This window comes from Caballeronia sp. EK, assembly GCF_014384845.1.
GTDB classification, from domain to species: Bacteria; Pseudomonadota; Gammaproteobacteria; order Burkholderiales; family Burkholderiaceae; genus Caballeronia; species Caballeronia jiangsuensis.
In genome coordinates, this window is the sequence record NZ_JACSUE010000007.1 from 581460 (window position 1) to 599532 (window position 18073).

Annotated in this window: 17 protein-coding genes; 13 read left to right on the forward strand and 4 right to left on the reverse strand. The window is 63.7% G+C overall.

Going from position 1 to position 18073, the window contains the following annotated elements; all coding sequences use genetic code 11:
- A complete protein-coding gene (locus IAG25_RS24065; RefSeq protein ID WP_255503881.1) occupies nucleotides 1-2187 on the reverse strand; it encodes a hybrid sensor histidine kinase/response regulator in 2187 nt (728 codons plus the stop codon).
- A 171-nt stretch (nucleotides 2188-2358) separates the two neighbouring features.
- Between IAG25_RS24065 and IAG25_RS24070 the strand changes: the two genes are divergently transcribed.
- Nucleotides 2359-2622, forward strand: coding sequence for a hypothetical protein (locus IAG25_RS24070; protein ID WP_035510257.1), 264 nt, complete (start codon nucleotides 2359-2361; stop codon nucleotides 2620-2622).
- Nucleotides 2623-2625: 3 nt separating this feature from the next.
- Nucleotides 2626-3612, forward strand: a complete 987-nt coding sequence (locus tag IAG25_RS24075) for an FkbO/Hyg5 family chorismatase (protein ID WP_187607069.1) — start codon at nucleotides 2626-2628, stop codon at nucleotides 3610-3612.
- On the opposite strand, the gene IAG25_RS24080 is transcribed toward IAG25_RS24075, so the two are convergent.
- Complete coding sequence (locus IAG25_RS24080; protein ID WP_187607070.1) at nucleotides 3604-4473, reverse strand: LysR family transcriptional regulator; 870 nt, start codon at nucleotides 4471-4473, stop codon at nucleotides 3604-3606. The two genes, IAG25_RS24075 and IAG25_RS24080, sit on opposite strands and share 9 nt — an antisense overlap.
- Nucleotides 4474-4559: 86 nt before the next feature.
- On the opposite strand from IAG25_RS24080, the gene IAG25_RS24085 reads away from it, so the two are divergent.
- Genes IAG25_RS24085 through IAG25_RS24095 form a run of 3 tightly spaced genes read left to right on the forward strand, consistent with a single transcriptional unit; the run spans nucleotide 4560 to nucleotide 6135 of the window.
- Entirely contained in the window at nucleotides 4560-5468 is a 909-nt protein-coding gene (locus IAG25_RS24085; RefSeq protein WP_187607071.1) for a DMT family transporter, read from the forward strand.
- A 58-nt stretch (nucleotides 5469-5526) separates the two neighbouring features.
- Complete coding sequence (locus IAG25_RS24090) at nucleotides 5527-5814, forward strand: type II toxin-antitoxin system CcdA family antitoxin (protein ID WP_187607072.1); 288 nt, start codon at nucleotides 5527-5529, stop codon at nucleotides 5812-5814.
- Nucleotides 5815-6135: a CcdB family protein gene (locus IAG25_RS24095; RefSeq protein WP_187607073.1), complete on the forward strand. Its 321-nt coding sequence runs from the start codon at nucleotides 5815-5817 to the stop codon at nucleotides 6133-6135. It abuts the gene before it with no gap.
- Between the two features lie 15 nt (nucleotides 6136-6150).
- On the opposite strand, the gene IAG25_RS24100 is transcribed toward IAG25_RS24095, so the two are convergent.
- On the reverse strand, nucleotides 6151-7071 hold the full coding sequence (locus tag IAG25_RS24100) for a LysR family transcriptional regulator (protein ID WP_187607074.1): 921 nt from the start codon (nucleotides 7069-7071) through the stop codon (nucleotides 6151-6153).
- A 112-nt stretch (nucleotides 7072-7183) separates the two neighbouring features.
- On the opposite strand from IAG25_RS24100, the gene IAG25_RS24105 reads away from it, so the two are divergent.
- The 8 genes from IAG25_RS24105 (at nucleotide 7184) to IAG25_RS24140 (ending at nucleotide 17108) form a co-directional block, all read left to right on the forward strand.
- Nucleotides 7184-9310 carry a 3-hydroxyacyl-CoA dehydrogenase NAD-binding domain-containing protein gene (locus IAG25_RS24105; protein WP_187607075.1) on the forward strand — a complete coding sequence of 709 codons (2127 nt, stop codon included), beginning with the start codon at nucleotides 7184-7186 and terminating at the stop codon, nucleotides 9308-9310.
- Nucleotides 9311-9348: 38 nt separating this feature from the next.
- A complete protein-coding gene (locus tag IAG25_RS24110) occupies nucleotides 9349-10527 on the forward strand; it encodes an acyl-CoA dehydrogenase family protein (protein ID WP_187607076.1) in 1179 nt (392 codons plus the stop codon).
- A gap of 12 nt (nucleotides 10528-10539) precedes the next feature.
- Nucleotides 10540-11679, forward strand: a complete 1140-nt coding sequence (locus IAG25_RS24115) for an acyl-CoA dehydrogenase family protein (RefSeq protein ID WP_187607077.1) — start codon at nucleotides 10540-10542, stop codon at nucleotides 11677-11679.
- A 35-nt stretch (nucleotides 11680-11714) separates the two neighbouring features.
- Nucleotides 11715-12464 (forward strand): electron transfer flavoprotein subunit beta/FixA family protein, encoded by a 750-nt coding sequence (locus IAG25_RS24120; RefSeq protein ID WP_375336536.1) that lies wholly within the window; start codon nucleotides 11715-11717, stop codon nucleotides 12462-12464.
- Nucleotides 12464-13399, forward strand: a complete 936-nt coding sequence (locus tag IAG25_RS24125; protein WP_187607079.1) for an electron transfer flavoprotein subunit alpha/FixB family protein — start codon at nucleotides 12464-12466, stop codon at nucleotides 13397-13399. Before IAG25_RS24120 ends, IAG25_RS24125 begins: the two co-directional genes overlap by 1 nt.
- A gap of 13 nt (nucleotides 13400-13412) precedes the next feature.
- The gene (locus tag IAG25_RS24130) at nucleotides 13413-13667 is read left to right on the forward strand and encodes a hypothetical protein (RefSeq protein ID WP_187607080.1); all 255 of its coding nucleotides are present in this window, start codon (nucleotides 13413-13415) and stop codon (nucleotides 13665-13667) included.
- Between the two features lie 150 nt (nucleotides 13668-13817).
- Nucleotides 13818-15341, forward strand: coding sequence for a sensor domain-containing diguanylate cyclase (locus tag IAG25_RS24135; RefSeq protein ID WP_187607081.1), 1524 nt, complete (start codon nucleotides 13818-13820; stop codon nucleotides 15339-15341).
- A gap of 114 nt (nucleotides 15342-15455) precedes the next feature.
- Nucleotides 15456-17108 (forward strand): response regulator, encoded by a 1653-nt coding sequence (locus tag IAG25_RS24140; RefSeq protein ID WP_187607082.1) that lies wholly within the window; start codon nucleotides 15456-15458, stop codon nucleotides 17106-17108.
- Nucleotides 17109-17118: 10 nt separating this feature from the next.
- Here IAG25_RS24140 and IAG25_RS24145 read toward each other — a convergent pair whose 3' ends face one another.
- Entirely contained in the window at nucleotides 17119-18066 is a 948-nt protein-coding gene (locus IAG25_RS24145; protein WP_187607083.1) for an amino acid ABC transporter substrate-binding protein, read from the reverse strand.
- Nucleotides 18067-18073 lie beyond the last annotated feature (7 nt).

Sequence of the window (18073 nt, forward strand, 5' to 3'; positions counted from 1 at the left end):
TCACTTCGCGGCGCGCATCGAGAGACCGTTGAGCAGCCGCTGAAGATCGTCGATATTGAAAGGCTTCGCGAGAATCGCAAAGCCCGTGCGGCGCGCCTCGTCGAGCTGATCGGCGTAGCCCGTCATCAGCGTGACCGGCTGCGTCGGGCGCGTCGTCTTGATCCATTCCGCGAGCTTGATGCCGTCGTAATTACCGGGCATCTGAATGTCGGAGAGCACGAGATCGAACGCGTTTCCCGCTTCGAGCATCTGCTTCGCGGCATCGCCGGACGCTGCGTGACGCGTCTGCCAGCCGAGCACGTCGAGCACGGCGCATAGTCCGGCCGCGACTTCCTCGTTGTCTTCCACGAGGAGCACGGTGGACGAAAGCGCGGTGTGTTCGATGGCCTCGACAGGCGGCGCCTCTGCGAGCGCTTCGGCTTCGCCGGTCCAGTGCGGCAAATAAATATCGATGGTCGTGCCGAAGCCCCACGCCGAATTCGCGCGCGCGGTGCCGCCCGCCTGTTCGGCCATCGCCAGCACTTGCGCGAGGCCGAGCCCCGTGCCGGCGCCCGCGCCCTTGGTCGTGAAAAGCGGCTCGAACGCCTGCCTCGCGACATCGGGCCGCATGCCCATGCCGCTGTCCCTGCACGAGATCACGACATAATCGCCGGCGCCGAGACCGTCGTGCGCTTCCGCATAGCGCACGTTGCTGCATGCGATCTGAAAATCGCCGCCATTGGGCATCGCGTCTTTCGCATTCACGGCGATGTTGATGAGCGCCGATGTCAGTTCGGTCGCATCGACGCGCACGGGCCACGTCGCATCCGATACACGCGTGCCGAGCGTCACCTTGTCGCCCACGGACGCGCGTACGAGCGGCTCCGATTCCGCCATCCAGCGATCGAGCCGTATGACCTGCATCTGCAACGGCTGACGGCGCGCGACGCTCAGAAGACGACGCGCGAGCGATTGCGCATTGGTCGATGCGCGCTCCACCGCGCTGACTTCTTTTTCGAGGTCATTGAAGCCCTTGCGCCGCGCCATCTCCATGTTGGCCGTGACGACCATCAGCAGATTATTGAAGTCGTGCGCGACATTCGCAACCAGCGTGCCGAGCGCGCCCATGCGCTGCAATCGCCTCGTCGCGGCGATGGCCGAGCGGCGCAGCGCGAGTTCGCCGCGCCAGTTATGCCACGCCGCTTCTTCGGCCTTGAGGCGGCGCAGCGAGAAGCCGATCAGCACCCACAGCGCGATGCACGGAATCAGCCCAATCGATGCAATCGATACATCCCGCCGCCACCATGCGAGCCGTATGTCGTGGATGGAGAAGCCCGCGGCGGCATAGACCGGATAGTCGCCGACGCGCCGCCAGGCGGCGAGCTTTTCGTCGTCGTCGAGCGGCGACAGGTAACGCATGAGGCCCGTTGGCTTGCCTTGCGCGAATGCGTCGGCGAGCACGAGATGGCGATCGGGCGGATTGGGCACGGACGCAGGCGGATAACGCGCGAGCACGGCGCCGTCGTCGCGATGCAGCGCGAGCGTGAGCGCGGGATCGCGCGCGGCGAGTTCGCGATAGAAGCCGATCAGATAATCGCGCCGCACGGAGATCGAAATCTCGCCGAGAAAGCGCCCGTCGTTCGCGAAGCGCGCGCTCAGCGTATTGATGATGTCGGTGTTCTTCACGCGCCCGCGCTCGGGCATGGAGACGTGGAACGTCGAACGCGTGTCGCGCGTCGCGATGAAATCGGCGCGATCGGCGATGGACACGTTCGGCGCCGGAAAAAAGCGGCTGCTGAGAATGAGCCTGCCGTGACTGTCGAGCACGGACAGCGCGGCGATCTGCGCGTGGCTCTGTGCGAGATGCGCGAGCTTGTCGTGCAGTTCGGGCTGACTGCGCGCGATGAAGTCCTCGTCGCCATTGCCGAGCATCTCGTCGATGCGCGCAATCAACTCGCGGTTGATGCTGAGCACCGTGTTCGCTTTTTCGTCGATGATGCGCACCAGCCGTTCGAGCGACTGGCCCGTTTCGCTGAGCGCGCGTTCATAGGTGTAGTAGCCGTACAGGCAGAAAAACGCGAACGGGATGACGATGGACGCGATGAGCGCGGCGAAGAGCCGCCTGCGCGCGGCGCGAAAGTCGAGCGGAGGAAGGGAAGGCAACGGCTCTGCGGTGCCGAGTCCGGAGTGTTCTTCTGATTCGTTCATGACGCTGTGTAAGGCGTGCGCGGGTCTTGTCGGACGCGAGCGATACGCCGTTTCGATGGTAGCACGCACGTGCTTCAGCGCCGCGCACGGTCGTGCCGTAGATGAGCTGTGGTATAAGCACCGCATGCGCGCGCCCGCTTGCGGCGCGCACGAACGTGACAGGAGCATGCAGTGAGAAGGACCGCCGAAAACAAGCTGAAGGTGGTCGCAGTGCGGGTCGATCCACAATTCGAGCAACGGCTGCGACTCTTGGCGGAAGTGACGGGGCGCAAGCAATCGTTCTTCCTCCAGCAGATGATCGAGAACGGCATCAGCGCCATGGAAGAAACCTGGCTGCCGCCGGCCGTCCTCGAACAGGTGCGCAGCGGCGCGTTGCCGCCCTTGCAGGATCGGGTCGCGACTGCGGACCTGTTCGGCGATCAGGCCGATGAATAATCGATGACCGCGACGATCGAGTCCCGCTTCATCGCTATCGACGCCCCATGCGGCGAGGACTTGCTCGCTCGCATCGTCTTCAGTGATGCGAGCGGCGCGCCGTGCATCGAGAACGGCGTGCCCACGCTGCACCTCGGGATGTGCGACGACGCGCGCGACGGCTTCGCCGAAATCTGGACGAGCGCCGGACCGATCCGCAGCGGCAGCTTCAACGATCTCGTCTTCGCGCACGACGACGAGTTCCTGTTTTGCGCGGGTTTCATCCCCGTTTCCGACCGCTACACCGAAGCCACGCGTCAAACCTATGGCCATGCGTTCGCGCTCGTTGGCGAACTGAAGTTCCCGAAGATTTTCCGCATGTGGAACTTCATTCCGCACATCAACGGCGCGAATCAGGAAGGGCTTGAGGTGTATCGCGATTTCTGCCGTGGGCGCGCTGTCGCATTCGAGCAGGACTATGCTCACGCGTCGGGCATGCCGGCGGCGACGGGCATCGGTACATGGGGCGATGGCGTCGGCTTCTATTTTCTGGCGTGCCGCGAAAGTCCGATACGCCATATCGAGAACTCGCGCCAGACGCCCGCGTACGAGTATCCGCAGCGTTACGGTCCGAAATCGCCGAGCTTCGCGCGCGGCACGCAATTGCGCGACACGCTCTTCGTATCCGGCACGGCCAGCATTCTCGGACACGAGACCGTGCACGAAGGCGATCTCGACAAGCAGTGGAGCGTGGCGACCGGCAATATCGCGCACCTGATCGGCTCGGAGAATCTGCAAGCGCAGGGTTCGCGTGGCGGCTATACGCTGCGCGAACTCGACCAGATCAAGGTGTACTACCGGCATGCGGCGGATTTGCCGCGCGTGATGAAACTGGCGCAGGCCACGTTTCATCCGGACGCGAGCGTTCGCTATCTGAACGTCGATATCTGCCGCAGCGATCTGCTCGTCGAGATCGAGGGGATCGCGTCACATCGGCATCGCTCAGACTGACGCGGATTGCCGCAGCGTCTTCACGAGCAGGCTGTGCAGACTATCGACGGCTTTGGAGCCGCGCGAATCGCGGCTGCGGTACACGGCGACTTCCATCGGTTCGAGCGGCCCGAGACCTTCTTCGCGGCCCAGAATCCGCAAATGTTCCGGCGCGCTGCATTGCGTCAGCGCCGCCACGGCCAGGCCGCTTTCGACGGCGGCGATCTGCCCGGCGAGACTCGAACTGTTATAGACCACCTTATATCTGCGTCCCTGTTGCGCGAGCGAATGAATCGCACTGCGCCGCGCGAGGCTCGTGCTTTCGTAGACGGCGATCGGCAAAGGATCGCGCCGCCATAACTCGAACTGCGCGGCGCCGACCCAGACCATCGGCTCATGAAAAAGCGACGTGCCACGCCGGCCGTGGTCGCGTGACACGAGCGCGATGTCGAGCTCGCCATTCGCGACACGCGGAATGAGCGACGTCGATTGTTCGCAGATCAGCTCGATTTCGACGCCGCTGTGGCGCGGCGCAAAGCGTTTGAGCACGGGCGTCAGATATTTTGCCGCGTAGTCGTCGGGCACGCCGAGCCGCACGCGGCCGGTGAGTTGCTCGCCCTGCAGCGCGACCTGAGCTTCCGCGTGCAGATCGAGGATGCGTCGCGCATATCCGAGCAATGTCTGTCCGTCGTGAGTCAGTGCGAGCGTGCGCGAGCCGCGCTCGACTAGCCGCAGCCCAAGCGCACTTTCGAGCTTCTTCAACTGCATGCTCACCGCCGATTGCGAGCGATGCACTTCACTGGCCGCGCTCGACAGCGACCCCGCGTCGACGACGGCGACGAAGCACTTGAGCCAGTCCGTTTGCAGATCGTGATGTTTCATCGGCTTCAGGTCGCTTTCGAAAATCGAATGGATGAAGTTCGAATTATGCGCTTTTCGTTCGATGCGTCGCGGCACACACTGCGGTCATGAACACGAACTCATCATCTTTCGTTGCGCAGGGCGAGGCTCGACGCACGGCAGGCGCGTGGCCGTTCATCGCCGGCTGCGCGCTGCTCGGCACGATCGGCGTGTTTCTGCACGAAGCAAACGCCGATCCGCTGACCGCGACGTGGTTTCGCTGCGCATTCGGGCTGTTGGGCATGAGCGTCTGGGTGATCGCTCGGCGGCAAACGCGCGCTCTGCTTCTCACGCGAGCCAACGGCCCGTGGGTGCTGGCGGCCAGCATGCTGATGGTCCTGAGCTGGGCCTTGTTCTTCGGCGCGGTCGAGCGGATATCGGCGGGCGTCGCGATTGTGCTGTTCCATGTGCAGCCGATGTGGGTACTTTTATTCGCCGCGTTGTGGCTGAAAGAAGCGATCGGCGGGCTGCGCGTCGCTGCGGTTTCGCTTGCGATGTGCGGGCTCGTGCTGGCGACGGGCATCGTCGAGCATGCGGCGGGCGGCGCGCTGCAGCCGGGATACTGGCTGGGCGTTGCCGCGTGTCTGGCGGGCTCGCTGTGCATGGCGTGCGTGACGATCATCGCGAAACGTCTGCGCGACATGCCCGCCGGCATTCTCGCGTGGTGGCAGTGCGGTGTCGGCACGATGCTGCTGTGGGTCTGGCCGATGCAGCATGGCTGGCCCGCGTGGGGCATGTCGTGGGCTTGGCTGGCGGGCCTCGGGCTGATCCACACGGGCCTCGCGTACACGCTGATGTATATCGGCATGGCGCGGCTCGATACCGCGCGCATCGCGGTGTTTCAGTTCGTCTATCCAGCGGTGGCGATCGTCATCGACTGGATGGTTTTCGACGAGCGTCTGAGCGGCGTGCAGATGGCGGGGATTGGGTTGATGTCGGTGGCGATATGGTTCGCGGAGCGGGGGCGGCATGGGTGACGCCGCAGCAAGCAGTGTGAGATACTATGCACATAGTCTATGCGCATAGGAGATGAACATGATTCGCGCACTCGCAGCGCGCACCGAGCTTGCCTCGGCAAGCCAGCCTGAGAAGGGCTTAAAGGTCTCGCGCAAGCCGACCAATGTTTCGCTACCCTCGGATTTGTTGGAGCGTGCGAAGGAACTGAACGTCAATGTTTCCCGCGCGAGCGAGAGAGGGTTGCGTGAAGAGGTTCAGGAAGTTGAGGCCCGCCAGTGGGCAGAACAGAATGCCGAACTCGTCAAGGCGTATACCGTGATGGTAGAACGCGAAGGCCTGCCTCTGGCGAAGTATCGGACGTTTTAAATGGCCCGTTTTGACCTTTACATCAATCCCAACGAAGATTCGCGGAAAAGCACGCCTTACGTGGTCGACTTGCAAAGCGATCATGTCGGGAGCCTGCCCACTCGCGTGGTGATTCCTCTACGACGCTCGAAAGTCCTGGGCTATTCAGGTACACCATCCGATCTGCTCCCGAGCTTCGTGATCGACGGTGAAGATTGTTTTCTGGACACGCCGGCAATGGCAGCCATCCCGGCCGGCGCGCTTGGCAAGAGGATCGGTTCGCTTGCCGAATTCCGCGGCCTGATCGCTGATGCGCGAGACCGACTTTTCGGTGGCTATTGACCGCGCACGTTTCGGTTAGTGCGTGCCTGGAAGAAGCCGTCCGCGTCCCGCCTTCCGCGACCGATCCAGCATGAACTCGATAAACGCCAGCGTCGCGCGCGTATGATGCCGGTTCGGCATATACAGCATGTACATATGCGTGCCGAAGATGCTGAGCCGCCATTCATCGAGCGCGGTGACGACCTCGCCGCGCCGCATGTCGTCCGCCACGACGTAATCCGGCACGATCCCGACGCCCAGACCCGCGAGAATCGCATCGCGCAGAAACAGAAAGTTCTCCGAGATCACGCTCGGCTCCAGCAGCACTTCGTGACGCTCGTCGTCGAGATAGGCGGCCACGCGCGTCTGCTTGCCGACCACCGACGCGGTGATCACCGGCACGACGCCGAGTTCTTCGAGCCGCGTCGGCATGCCGTGCGCATCGGCATAACCGGACGATGCGCACGCGACGTAACGCACCGGCCCCATGTCGCGCGCGACGAGACTCGGCGGCGGCTCTGGCATCACGCGCACAGCGATATCGACTTCATCGCGCAGCAGATCCTCGACGCGATTCTCGAACATCACGTCGAGCACGATATCCGGATACTCGCGCTTGAACGCGATCAGCCACTCCGACATCACAAGCTGCCCGTAGCCGCTCGGCACCGATAGCCGCACGCGTCCCTGCAGCCTTTGCCCCAACGTCGACACCGATTCCTGCGCCGCGAGCAGCGCGTTCCTGATTGACCGGCCATGCTCGTAGAGTTCGAGGCCGAGTTCGGTCGGCTCGACACGGCGCGTAGTCCGCCGCACGAGCTGCAGGCCGACCGACTTTTCAAGCTGATTCAGGTGATAGCTGACATTGGCGCGGCTCATTTTCAGGCGGCGCGCCGCTTCGCTGAGGTTGCCCGCATCGAGGATTTCGACCAGCAGCGTGAGTTCGTTGACGTCCACGGTACGTCCGATTGTCAAATGCGATTTGACAGTCTGTCAATGGCCGCTGTAATTGTCAAGGAAGCTTGTCCCCGCGAGAATGCTTGCACATACTCAACCGGAGTCGCCATCCATGACGCTTTCGAGCGCGCCCGAAACCGCAGCTGTCCAGCACGCCTTGCGTGGCAGCGTCCTCGTCGTGACGATCGATCACGCGCCCGTTAACGCGCTCAATGCCGACGTGCGGCGCGGCCTCATCGATGCGATCGAAACCGCCGATGCGAACGCCGCCGTGCGCGCGGTGCTGATCGTGGGCGCGGGCCGCAACTTCATCGCCGGCGCGGATATCCGCGAGTTCGGCAAGCCCGCGGTGCCGCCCTCGCTGCCCGAGGTGTGCAATCGCATCGAGGCTTGCAGCAAGCCGGTCGTCGCGGCGATTCACGGCGCGGCGCTCGGCGGCGGGCTGGAGGTCGCGCTGGCGTCGCATTACCGGATCGCCGTCGAGGGCGCGAAGCTCGGTCTGCCCGAAGTGCAACTGGGCCTTCTGCCCGGCGCGGGCGGCACGCAGCGCTCGGCGCGTCTGATCGGCGCGCAGGCGGCGTTGTCGCTGATGCTGAGCGGCCGTCATGCCGGCGCGCAGGAAGCGCTGCGCCTCGGTCTCGTCGATCGCGTCGGCCAGAGCGATGACGTCTTCGCCGAAGGCCTCGCCTACACGCACGAACTGCTCGCGACGCAGGCCGCGCCGCGCCGCACGAAGAACGCGCGCGGTCTCGCGGACAAGGAAGCCAGCGCCGCCGCGATCGCCGCCGCGCGCACCGACACGCAGAAGAAATCGCGGGGGTTGCTGTCGCCGCTGAAGATCGTCGAATGCGTGGAAGCGGCCTTGAATCTGCCGTTCGACGAAGGCCTGCGCTTCGAGCGCGAGCGCTTCCTCGAATGCCGCGAGAGTCCGCAGCGCGGCGGACTCGTGCACGCCTTCTTCGCCGAGCGCGAGGCGCAGAAGTCGCCCGAAACGCGCGACGCGAAACCGCGCGCGATTCGCGTAGTCGGCGTGATCGGCGGCGGGACGATGGGCGCGGGCATCGCGGTGGCGCTGCTGGATGCGGGTCTTTCGGTGACGATGATCGAACGCGACGACGCATCGCTCGAACGCGGCCGCGCGCATGTCGAAAAGGTCTACGACGGCCTGATCGCGAAAGGCCGCATGACGCCCGAAACGAAGGCGAGCGCGCTGCAGCGCTTCAATGGCGACACGACCTACGATGCGCTCGCCGATGCCGATCTCGTCATCGAAGCCGTGTTCGAGGACATGGCCGTGAAGAAGGCCGTGTTCGCAGAACTCGATCGCGTATGCAAGCCCGGCGCGGTGCTCGCGACCAACACGTCCTATCTCGACATCGACGACATCGCGGCGAGCATCTCGCGTCCGCAAGACGTGCTCGGTCTGCATTTCTTCTCGCCCGCGAACATCATGAAGCTGCTCGAAGTGGTCGTGCCCGCGCGTGTCGCCGCCGATGTCGTCGCGACGGGTTTCGAGCTTGCGAAGAAGCTCAGGAAGGTCGCGGTGCGCGCGGGCGTGTGCGACGGCTTCATCGGCAATCGCATGCTCGCGGTGTATCGCGCGGCAGCGGATCATCTGATGGAAGACGGCGCGTCGCCGTATCGGATCGACAAGGCTGTGCGCGACTTCGGCTTTCCGATGGGACCGTATCAGGTCATCGATCTCGCGGGCGGCGATATCGGCTGGGCCGCGCGCAAGCGCCGCGCCGCGACGCGCGATCCGAACGCGCGTTATGTGCGCATCGGCGATGAGCTATGCGAGCGCGGCTGGTTCGGCCAGAAGACGGGACGCGGCTTCTATCGCTATGAAGACGGCGCGCGTACCGGCACGCCGGATACGGAAGTCGAAGCGATCATCGATGCCGAGCGCGTGCGTGCGGGCGTCGAGCCGCGCACGTTCGACGACGAGCAGATCGTGCGCCGCTACATGGCCGCGATGATCAACGAAGGCGCGAATATCGTGCATGAAGGTATCGCGCAGCGTCCGCTTGATGTCGATGCCACGTTGATGCACGGCTTCGGCTTTCCGCGTTATCGCGGCGGCCCGATGCATTACGCCGATAGCGTCGGCCTCGACACTGTCCTCAACGATATCCGCGAATTCGCGAAGGAAGATCCGCTCTTCTGGCGCGCGTCGCCATTGATCGTCGATCTGGTCGCGCGCGGCAGGAACTTCGCGAGCATCAATCAGACAGCCTGAGCCGTGGGCTTCGTCAAACTCTTCATGGAACCGCAGTCATGGATCTGAAATTCACCGCAGAAGAAGAGGCGTTTCGCACCGAAGTGCTGGACTTCCTGCGCACGTCCTTGCCGGAAGGCATCGCGCAAAAAGTGCATACCGGCAAGCGCCTCACGCGCGGCGACATGGCGCAATGGCACGGCATTCTCAACGCGAAGGGCTGGCTCGCGAATCACTGGCCGAAGGAATACGGCGGACCCGGCTGGACCGCGATACAGAAGTTCATCTTCGAGAACGAATGCGCGATTGCGGGCGCGCCGCGTATCGTGCCCTTCGGCGTGAACATGCTCGGGCCGGTGCTCATCAAGTACGGCAGCGAAGCGCAAAAGCGTCACTGGCTGCCGCGCATTCTCGATGGCTCCGACTGGTGGTGTCAGGGTTATTCGGAACCGGGCGCGGGCTCGGATCTGGCATCGGTGCGCACGACAGCCGTGCGCACGATCGAGAACGGCGAGACGTATTACATCGTCAATGGCCAGAAGACGTGGACCACGCTCGCGCACTACGCGAACATGATCTTCTGCCTCGTGCGCACGGCGCAGGATGTGCGCAAGCAGGAGGGCATCAGTTTCCTGTTGATCGACATGAACACGCCGGGCGTCGAAGTGCGTCCGATCATCACGCTCGATGGCGAGCACGAAGTCAATGAAGTGTTCTTCACCGATGTGCGCGTGCCTGCCGCCAATCTCGTCGGCGAGGAGAACAAGGGCTGGACCTATGCGAAGTATCTGCTGACGTACGAGCGCACGAACATCGCGGGCGTGGGCTTCTCGGTGGCGGCGCTGGGCCGGCTCAAGGCGGCGGCGAGCAAGCTGCAAGGCAATGGCCGCGCGCTCATCGACGATCCCTTGTTCGCCGCGCGGCTTGCGCGTGTCGAGATCGATCTGGAGAACATGAAGACGACGAATCTGCGCGTGCTCGCGGCGGTTGCGGGCGGCGGCGTGCCGGGCGCAGAAAGCTCGATGCTCAAGATTCGCGGCACCGAAATCCGTCAGGAGATCTCGTCGCTGATGCGTCGCGCGATGGGTCCGTATGCGCAGCAATTCATCGAAGACGAATGCGACGACGAGGCGTCCAACGCGGCGGCGCAGTACTTCAACAATCGCAAGCTGTCGATCTTCGGCGGCTCCAACGAAATACAGAAGAACATCATCTCGAAGATGATGCTCGGGCTTTAAAGGAGTCGCACGATGAATTTCCAGCACACGGAAGACCGGCGGATGCTCGCGGATTCGCTGAACCGCTTCGTCGCCGAGCAATATCGGTTCGATGCGCGAGACAAGATCGCGCGTTCCGAAGAAGGATATAGCCGCGATATGTGGCTGCGGTTCTGCGAGCTCGGCATCATTGGCGCGTTCTTCGATGAAGCGGCCGGCGGGTTCGGCGGCGATGGCTTCGATGTGAGCGTCGTGTTCGAAGCGCTCGGGCGAGGGCTCGTCGTCGAACCGTTTCTCGATGCGCTGATCGTCGGACGTGCGCTCGCATATGCCGGCAGCGATATGCAGCGCGGGATCATCGCGAAGATGATCGAAGGCGCGACGATCGCGGCATTCGCGCACGACGAACCCGGCTCGCATTACGAACGTGCACGCGTGAGCACACGCGCCACGCGGCTCGGCGACGGCTGGTTGCTGAACGGCGCGAAGGGCGTCGTGCAGCAGGGCGAGCATGCGGATGTGTTGCTCGTGTCGGCGCGCACATCGGGCGGCGATCATGACGAAGCGGGCATTTCGCTCTTCGTGGTGCCGCGCGATGCAGCGGGCGTCGATGTGCGCGGCTATCGCAAGATCGATGGCGGACGGGCCGCGGAGGTGTCGCTCGATAACGTCAGACTCGAAGCCGATGCGCTCGTCGGCACGGAAGGCGATGGCTACGCCGTGCTCACGCATGCGCTCGGCTATGGACTCGTCGCGCTCGTGTCGGAAGCGGTCGGCGCGATGGATGTCGCGAAGGAGCACACGCTCGAATATCTGCGCACGCGTAAGCAGTTCGGCGCGCCCATCGGCGCGTTTCAGGCGCTGCAGCATCGCATGGCCGATGTCCTGCTCGAAATCGAGCAGGCGCGCTCGGCGGCGATCAATGCGGCGGCGGCGGTCGGTGAATCGGGCGTCGCGCGTGAACGCGCCTTGTCGGCGGCGAAGTATTCGATCGGGCGCATCGGCGCGCGTGTCGCGGAAGAGTCGATTCAGATGCATGGCGGGATCGGCATGACGTGGGAGTTGCCGCTCGCGCATTACGCGAAGCGGCTCGTGATGATCGATCATCAACTGGGCGATGAAGATCATCATCTCGCCCGATATATCGAACTGGGGCGCGCTTCGCTGGCTTGAGCGCGTGTCATGCAAAAACGAACCGGGAGATGGATTTGAAGATACTTGTGCCTGTAAAGCGCGTGGTCGACTACAACGTGAAGGTCCGGGTGAAGTCGGATAACACGGGCGTCGATATCGCCAACGTGAAGATGTCGATGAATCCGTTTGATGAGATTGCCGTCGAAGAAGCTGTGCGATTGAAGGAAGCAGGTGTTGCGACGGAAGTTATCGCTGTGTCGTGCGGTGTGACGCAGTGTCAGGAGACGTTGCGTACCGCGCTGGCCATCGGCGCGGATCGCGCTGTGCTGGTGGAGACGTCGGAGGACTTGCAGCCTCTGGCCGTCGCGAAGTTGTTGAAGGCGCTCGTCGATCAGGAGAAGCCCGAACTCGTGATTCTCGGCAAGCAGGCTATCGACGATGATTCGAATCAGACCGGTCAGATGCTTGCTGCATTGGCAGGTCTGCCGCAGGCGACTTTCGCTTCGAAAGTCGTGGTCTCGGATGGCAAGGCGACTGTATCGCGCGAAGTCGATGGCGGCGCAGAAACGCTTTCTTTGCAACTTCCCGCTGTGGTCACCACTGATCTGCGCCTGAACGAGCCGCGCTACGTGACGCTGCCGAACATCATGAAGGCGAAGAAGAAGACGCTGACGACGGTGAAGCCCGCCGATCTGGGCGTCGATGTTACGCCGCGTCTGAAGACGCTGAAAGTTGTCGAGCCGTCGAAACGCAGCGCGGGCATTACGGTGCCGGACGTGAAGACGCTGGTCGAAAAACTGAAGAACGAAGCGAAGGTAATCTGATGACGACTCTCGTTATTGCGGAGCACGACAACGCGTCGATCAAGGCAGCGACGCTCAACACGGTTGCAGCGGCGGCGAAGGTTGGCGGCGATGTGCATGTGCTGGTCGCAGGTTCGAACGCGCAGGGCGCGGCGGATGCAGCGGCGAAGATCGCGGGCGTTTCGAAAGTGCTTCTCGCCGATGCGCCTCAACTCGCGGACGGCCTGGCTGAAAACATCGAAGGCACGGTACTGAACATCGCGAAGGACTATTCGCACATCTTCGCGCCCGCGACGGCTTACGGTAAGAACATCGCGCCGCGTATCGCCGCACATCTCGATGTCGCGCAGATCAGCGATATCACCGCCGTCGATAGCGCCGATACCTTCGAGCGTCCGATCTACGCGGGCAACGCCATTGCAACGGTGCAATCGAGCGATTCGATCAAGGTCGTCACCGTTCGCGCGACGGGTTTCGATCCGGTTGCGGCCGAAGGCGGTAACGCTCAGATCGAAAAGATCGAAGCCGCAGCCGACGCAGGCATCTCGCAGTTCGTGAGCCGTGAAGTGACGAAGCTCGATCGTCCGGAACTGACGAGCGCGCACATCATCGTGTCGGGTGGACGTGGGCTGGGCAGCGGCGAGAACTACACGAAGACGCTGGAACCGCTCGCCGACAAACTCAACGCGGCCTTGGGCGCATCGCGCGCAGCAGTCGATGCGGGCTATGTGCCGAACGATTACCAGGTCGGTCAAACCGGCAAGATCGTCGCGCCGCAACTGTACGTGGCGGTCGGCATTTCGGGCGCGATTCAGCATCTGGCCGGCATGAAGGATTCGAAGGTCATCGTCGCGATCAACAAAGACCCGGAAGCGCCGATTTTCAGCGTGGCCGACTACGGTCTCGTCGGCGATCTCTTCACGCTCGTGCCGGAACTCGCGAACGAACTGGCCTGAGGCCACGACAACCATGCTGGCGATCATTCAAGACAAGGTGCGAAGCGACGCGGCCAAGCTCGCCGACAAGGAGGACGCGACGCTCTGGCGCTGGTTCTCCGAACTCTACGACGAAGGCCGAATCCGCTGGTGCCGTTCTGCGCAAGGATGGCTCGTCAGCGTGGATCACAAGCATCTCGCGACGGAACCGGACTTCGACACGGCGATCCGCGTTTCGCGCGAGCGGCATTACAGCGGCAGGCTCAAGAGGGCGGAGGGGCGTCGTTGAGATAGCGTTGGTTTGTATTGCGATGCGTCCAAAATCCCTTCCCCACACCTGAATCAGACAAATAGGAGAGAATAACGACCTGCTCGCTGACCGAGGACCGTTCAGAGCAAACAAAAACTCGCGAGTCAGGATTCCGGGGACACCCAAATAGTGGCAACCGAAAAAATCTACAACCCGAGTCTCAACACGCAGCCGCCGCCGCGCGCGCGAACATCGACGCCGAACGTCATCGTGCTGTGCGGCACGCTCATCGCGCTCGTCATGATGGGGCTATGCGCGCTGGTTCTGTATCAGGGCAGAGTCGATGCGCTCGATCGCGCGCGCGACACGTCGCGCAATCTGGCGCTGCTCGCCGAACGCGATATCGAGCGTAATTTCGAGTTGTACGAGCTGTCGCTGCAAGCCGTCGTCGAGGGCGTACAGCGCGACGATGTGATCAACCTGTCGCCCCGGCTGCGCAACGACGTGCTGTTCGACCGGGCCGCGACCGCCCGCGATCTGGGCTCGATCCTCGTGCTCGACGAGACCGGCAAAATCGTCATCGATTCCGGCAGCGTGCCGCCCAGAGCGGGTAACTTTGCCGACCGCCGTTACTTCACGGTTCAGCGCGACAACCCCGACACAGGGCTTTATCTCAGCAGCCCTTACACGTCGCGACTGCGCGGCGGCGCGCCCAGTATCGCGCTCAGCCGCAGGCTGTCGCATCCCGACGGCTCGTTCGCGGGCGTCGCGATGCTCTCCATCAACCTCGAATACTTTCGCAATCTTTTCGCGGGTCTTTCGCTCGGGCCGCACGGCGCCGTGTCGCTGATCAATCACGACGGCGTGATGATCATGCGTCAACCCTTCGATCCGCTCGTGATCGGCCGCGACATCAGCAAGGCCGACACCTTCAGGCACTTCCGCGCGGCCGAGCAGGGCAGCTTCACGGAGACATCGTCGATCGACGGCCGGCGCCGCCTCTACTATTTCCGCAACTTTCCGAGCCTGCCGCTGATCATCATGGTGGCCGAAGGGGAAGAGGACATTTACGCGGCGTGGCGGCGGCGCGCGCTCATCATCGGTTCGTCGATGGGCGTGCTCGCGGCCGGCTTCATCGCGTTGTCGTTCGTGCTCGCCGCGCAATTCAGAAGGCGCATGCGCGCGGAATCGGAACTGCAATTGCTCGCGCGCACCGATGGACTGACCGGGCTGCACAATCGCCGCACGCTGGGCGAGATTCTCGATCAGGAATGGCGCAGGGCGTGTCGCACGCGCAGTCTCTTTTCCCTGCTGTTCGTCGATATCGATCGCTTCAAGGCGTTCAACGATGCCTACGGCCATCAGGCCGGCGACGATGCGCTCGCCGCCGTCGCGCGCTGCATCGGCGACAACATCCGGCGGCCCGGCGATACCGCCGCGCGCTATGGCGGCGAGGAATTCGTCGTCGTGTTGCCCGACACCCCCGCCGATGGCGCCGCGAAAATCGCGGAGAAGATTCGCGCGGCCATCAGCGATCTGTCGATCGAGCACGCGGGCAGCGAGTTCGGCCGCGTCACGGCGAGCATCGGCCTCGCGAGCTGGCGACCAGAGCGCGATGACGACGTGAGCGCGCTCATCCGCGCCGCCGACGAGGCGCTCTACGACGCGAAGGCACGCGGCCGCAATCGGGTGATGCTGGCGAGCCCCGCCTGAAATACCGCGGAAGACTGGACGAAAGTTCGTCGCGCGCACGAGACGTTTTTATCGGGTGCGCCGTGTGCTAGGGTTGCCGTAGCTCTCGCCGCGCGATCAACCGTATTCCCTCCGATGACCCAAGTCCCCGATTCCGACGCACATCGTCTCTCCGCCGTGGCGCGCTATCGCGCGCTCTTCAACGCAATCGACGATGGCTTCTGCATCATCGAATTCTTCGACGGCCCGCATGGACCGCTCAGCGACTATGTTCACGTCGAAGCGAACTCGGGATACGAGCGGCATACGGGCATTCCGGACGTGATGGGCAAGACCCTGCGCGAGATCGATCCGACCGAGGCCGACCACTGGATCGAACTCTACGGCACCGTGTTGCTCACCGGCGTCCCAACCCGATTCGAGCGCTACTTTCTGACAGCGGGACGGCACATCGAGGTGTCGGCGGCGCGCGTCGAACCGGCAAGCCTGCGGCAGGTATCGGTGCTGTTTCGCGATATCTCGGCGCGCAAGCACGCCGAGGAGGAACGCGATCGCGCGGACGCGTCGCTGCGCTCGCTCAATGAAACGCTCGAACAGCGGGTCGCGGAGCGCACGGCGGAGCTGATGCGCGCGGAAGAGCAACTGCGACAGGCGCAGAAGATGGAAGCGGTCGGCCAGCTCACCGGCGGCCTCGCGCACGACTTCAACAATCTGCTGGCGGGCGTGTCGGGCTCGCTGCAGTTGCTGAGCATCCGGCTGAGCCAGGGGCGCATCGCCGAGGTCGACAAGTACGTCGTCGCGGCACAAGGCGCGGTGCGGCGCGCGGCGGCGCTGACGCACCGGCTGCTCGCGTTTTCGCGGCGGCAAACGCTCGATCCGCGGCCCACGGATGTCAACGCGCTCGTGAACGGCATGACCGATATGATCCAGCGCACGGCCGGGCCGGGCATCAAGGTCGAGGCTGTCGGCGCGGCGGGCCTGTGGCCCGCGCTGGTCGATTCGGGGCAGCTCGAAAACGCGCTGCTGAACCTGTGCCTCAATGCAAGAGACGCGATGCCCGACGGCGGGCGCATCACGATCGAAACCGCCAACAGATGGATCGACCGGCGCGCGGCCCAGACCCACGACATGCCCGAAGGCCAGTTCCTGTCGCTGTGCGTGACCGACACCGGAACCGGCATGACGCCCGACGTGATCGCGAAGGCGTTCGATCCGTTCTTCACCACCAAGCCGATCGGCATGGGCACCGGCCTCGGACTCTCGATGATCTACGGCTTCGCGAGACAATCGGGCGGTCAGGTGCGGATCTATTCGGAAGCCGGGCAGGGCACGACGGTGTGCATCTATCTGCCGCGTTTCTATGGCGGTGTCGATGGCGACGCCGCCGATCACGCCGCTTCGCCCATCTCGGGCGCGGAGGCGGGCGAGACGGTGCTGATCGTCGACGATGAACCGAGCGTGCGCATGCTGATCGTCGATGTCCTCGAAGAGGCCGGCTATCAGGTCATCGAAGCGGCCGACAGCGTGGCCGGGCTGAAGCTGTTGCAATCGAATGTCAGGGTCGATTTGCTCATCAGCGATGTCGGGCTTCCCGGCGGCATGAACGGCCGTCAGATGGCCGATGCCGCGCGGCAGACGCGTCCCGATCTGAAGGTGCTTTTCATCACCGGCTACGCGGAAAACTCGGTGATCGGCAACGGCCGCCTGGAGCCCGGCATGCAGGTGCTGACCAAGCCGTTCGCGATCGAAACGCTCGCCGCCCGCGTGCGCCAACTGGTGGACGAATAGCGGCGCGCGCTCACTGCGCCTCGCCGCCCGCCATCGTCTCGATGATGCTTTCGAGCTGCGCGCTCATCGGCATGTCGAGGCTCGTGCCCGACGGCAGACGTTGCAGGAACCAGCGCTTGTACTGCCGCTCGATTTCGCCGTCCGCCGCGAGCTCCTGGAACGTGTCCCTCACCACTTGCGCGAGTTGCGGATCGTTCTTGCGATACATGATGCCGTACGGGTCATACGACAGATAATCGCCGATCACCTGATACGCGCCGCCCTTCGCCGCGTTCTCGGCGATGAGGCCGTACAGCAGCACGTCGTCGGTGGCGAATGCATCGGCCTGGCCGTTCGCCACGCGCGCGAAGCCTTCCGCGTGGTCCGGCACGACCTGCAACTGAATGCCGAGGCCGAACTTCCTGTCGATGTCGCGCAGCGCCTTTTCGTTGGTGGTGCCTGCCGTCACCGCGACCTTCTTTCCCGCGAGATCGCGAAACGAACGGATCGGCGAGCCTTTTTTGACCATCACCTTGGTGCCGGCCACGAAGAAGATCGGCGAGAAGGCCACGCGCTTTTGCCGCTCGACGTTGCTCGTGGTCGAGCCGCATTCGAGATCGACGCGGCCATCGGCGACCGCATCGATACGATTCTCCGGCGTCACCGGCACCCACTGAATCTTCAGGGTCTTGTGGACCGCATTGCCGACCGCCGCGACGAGTGCCTTGCACAGTTCGATGGAGTAGCCGATCGGCTCCTTGCGCGCATTGAGATAGGAGAACGGCACCGACGATTCGCGATAGCCGAGCGTGATCGTGCCCGTGTCGCGCGCCTTGGCGAGCGTGCCCGACAAGGTTGCGGGCGCGTAGGCGTCATTGTTCGGCGGAGGCGTCTGCACGTCGTCGGCCGCACGCGCGACGAAGGCCACGGCGAGCAGGCTGGCCAGAGCCAGCGCCGCCCAGAAGCGCTGCGTCTTCATGGCTCGC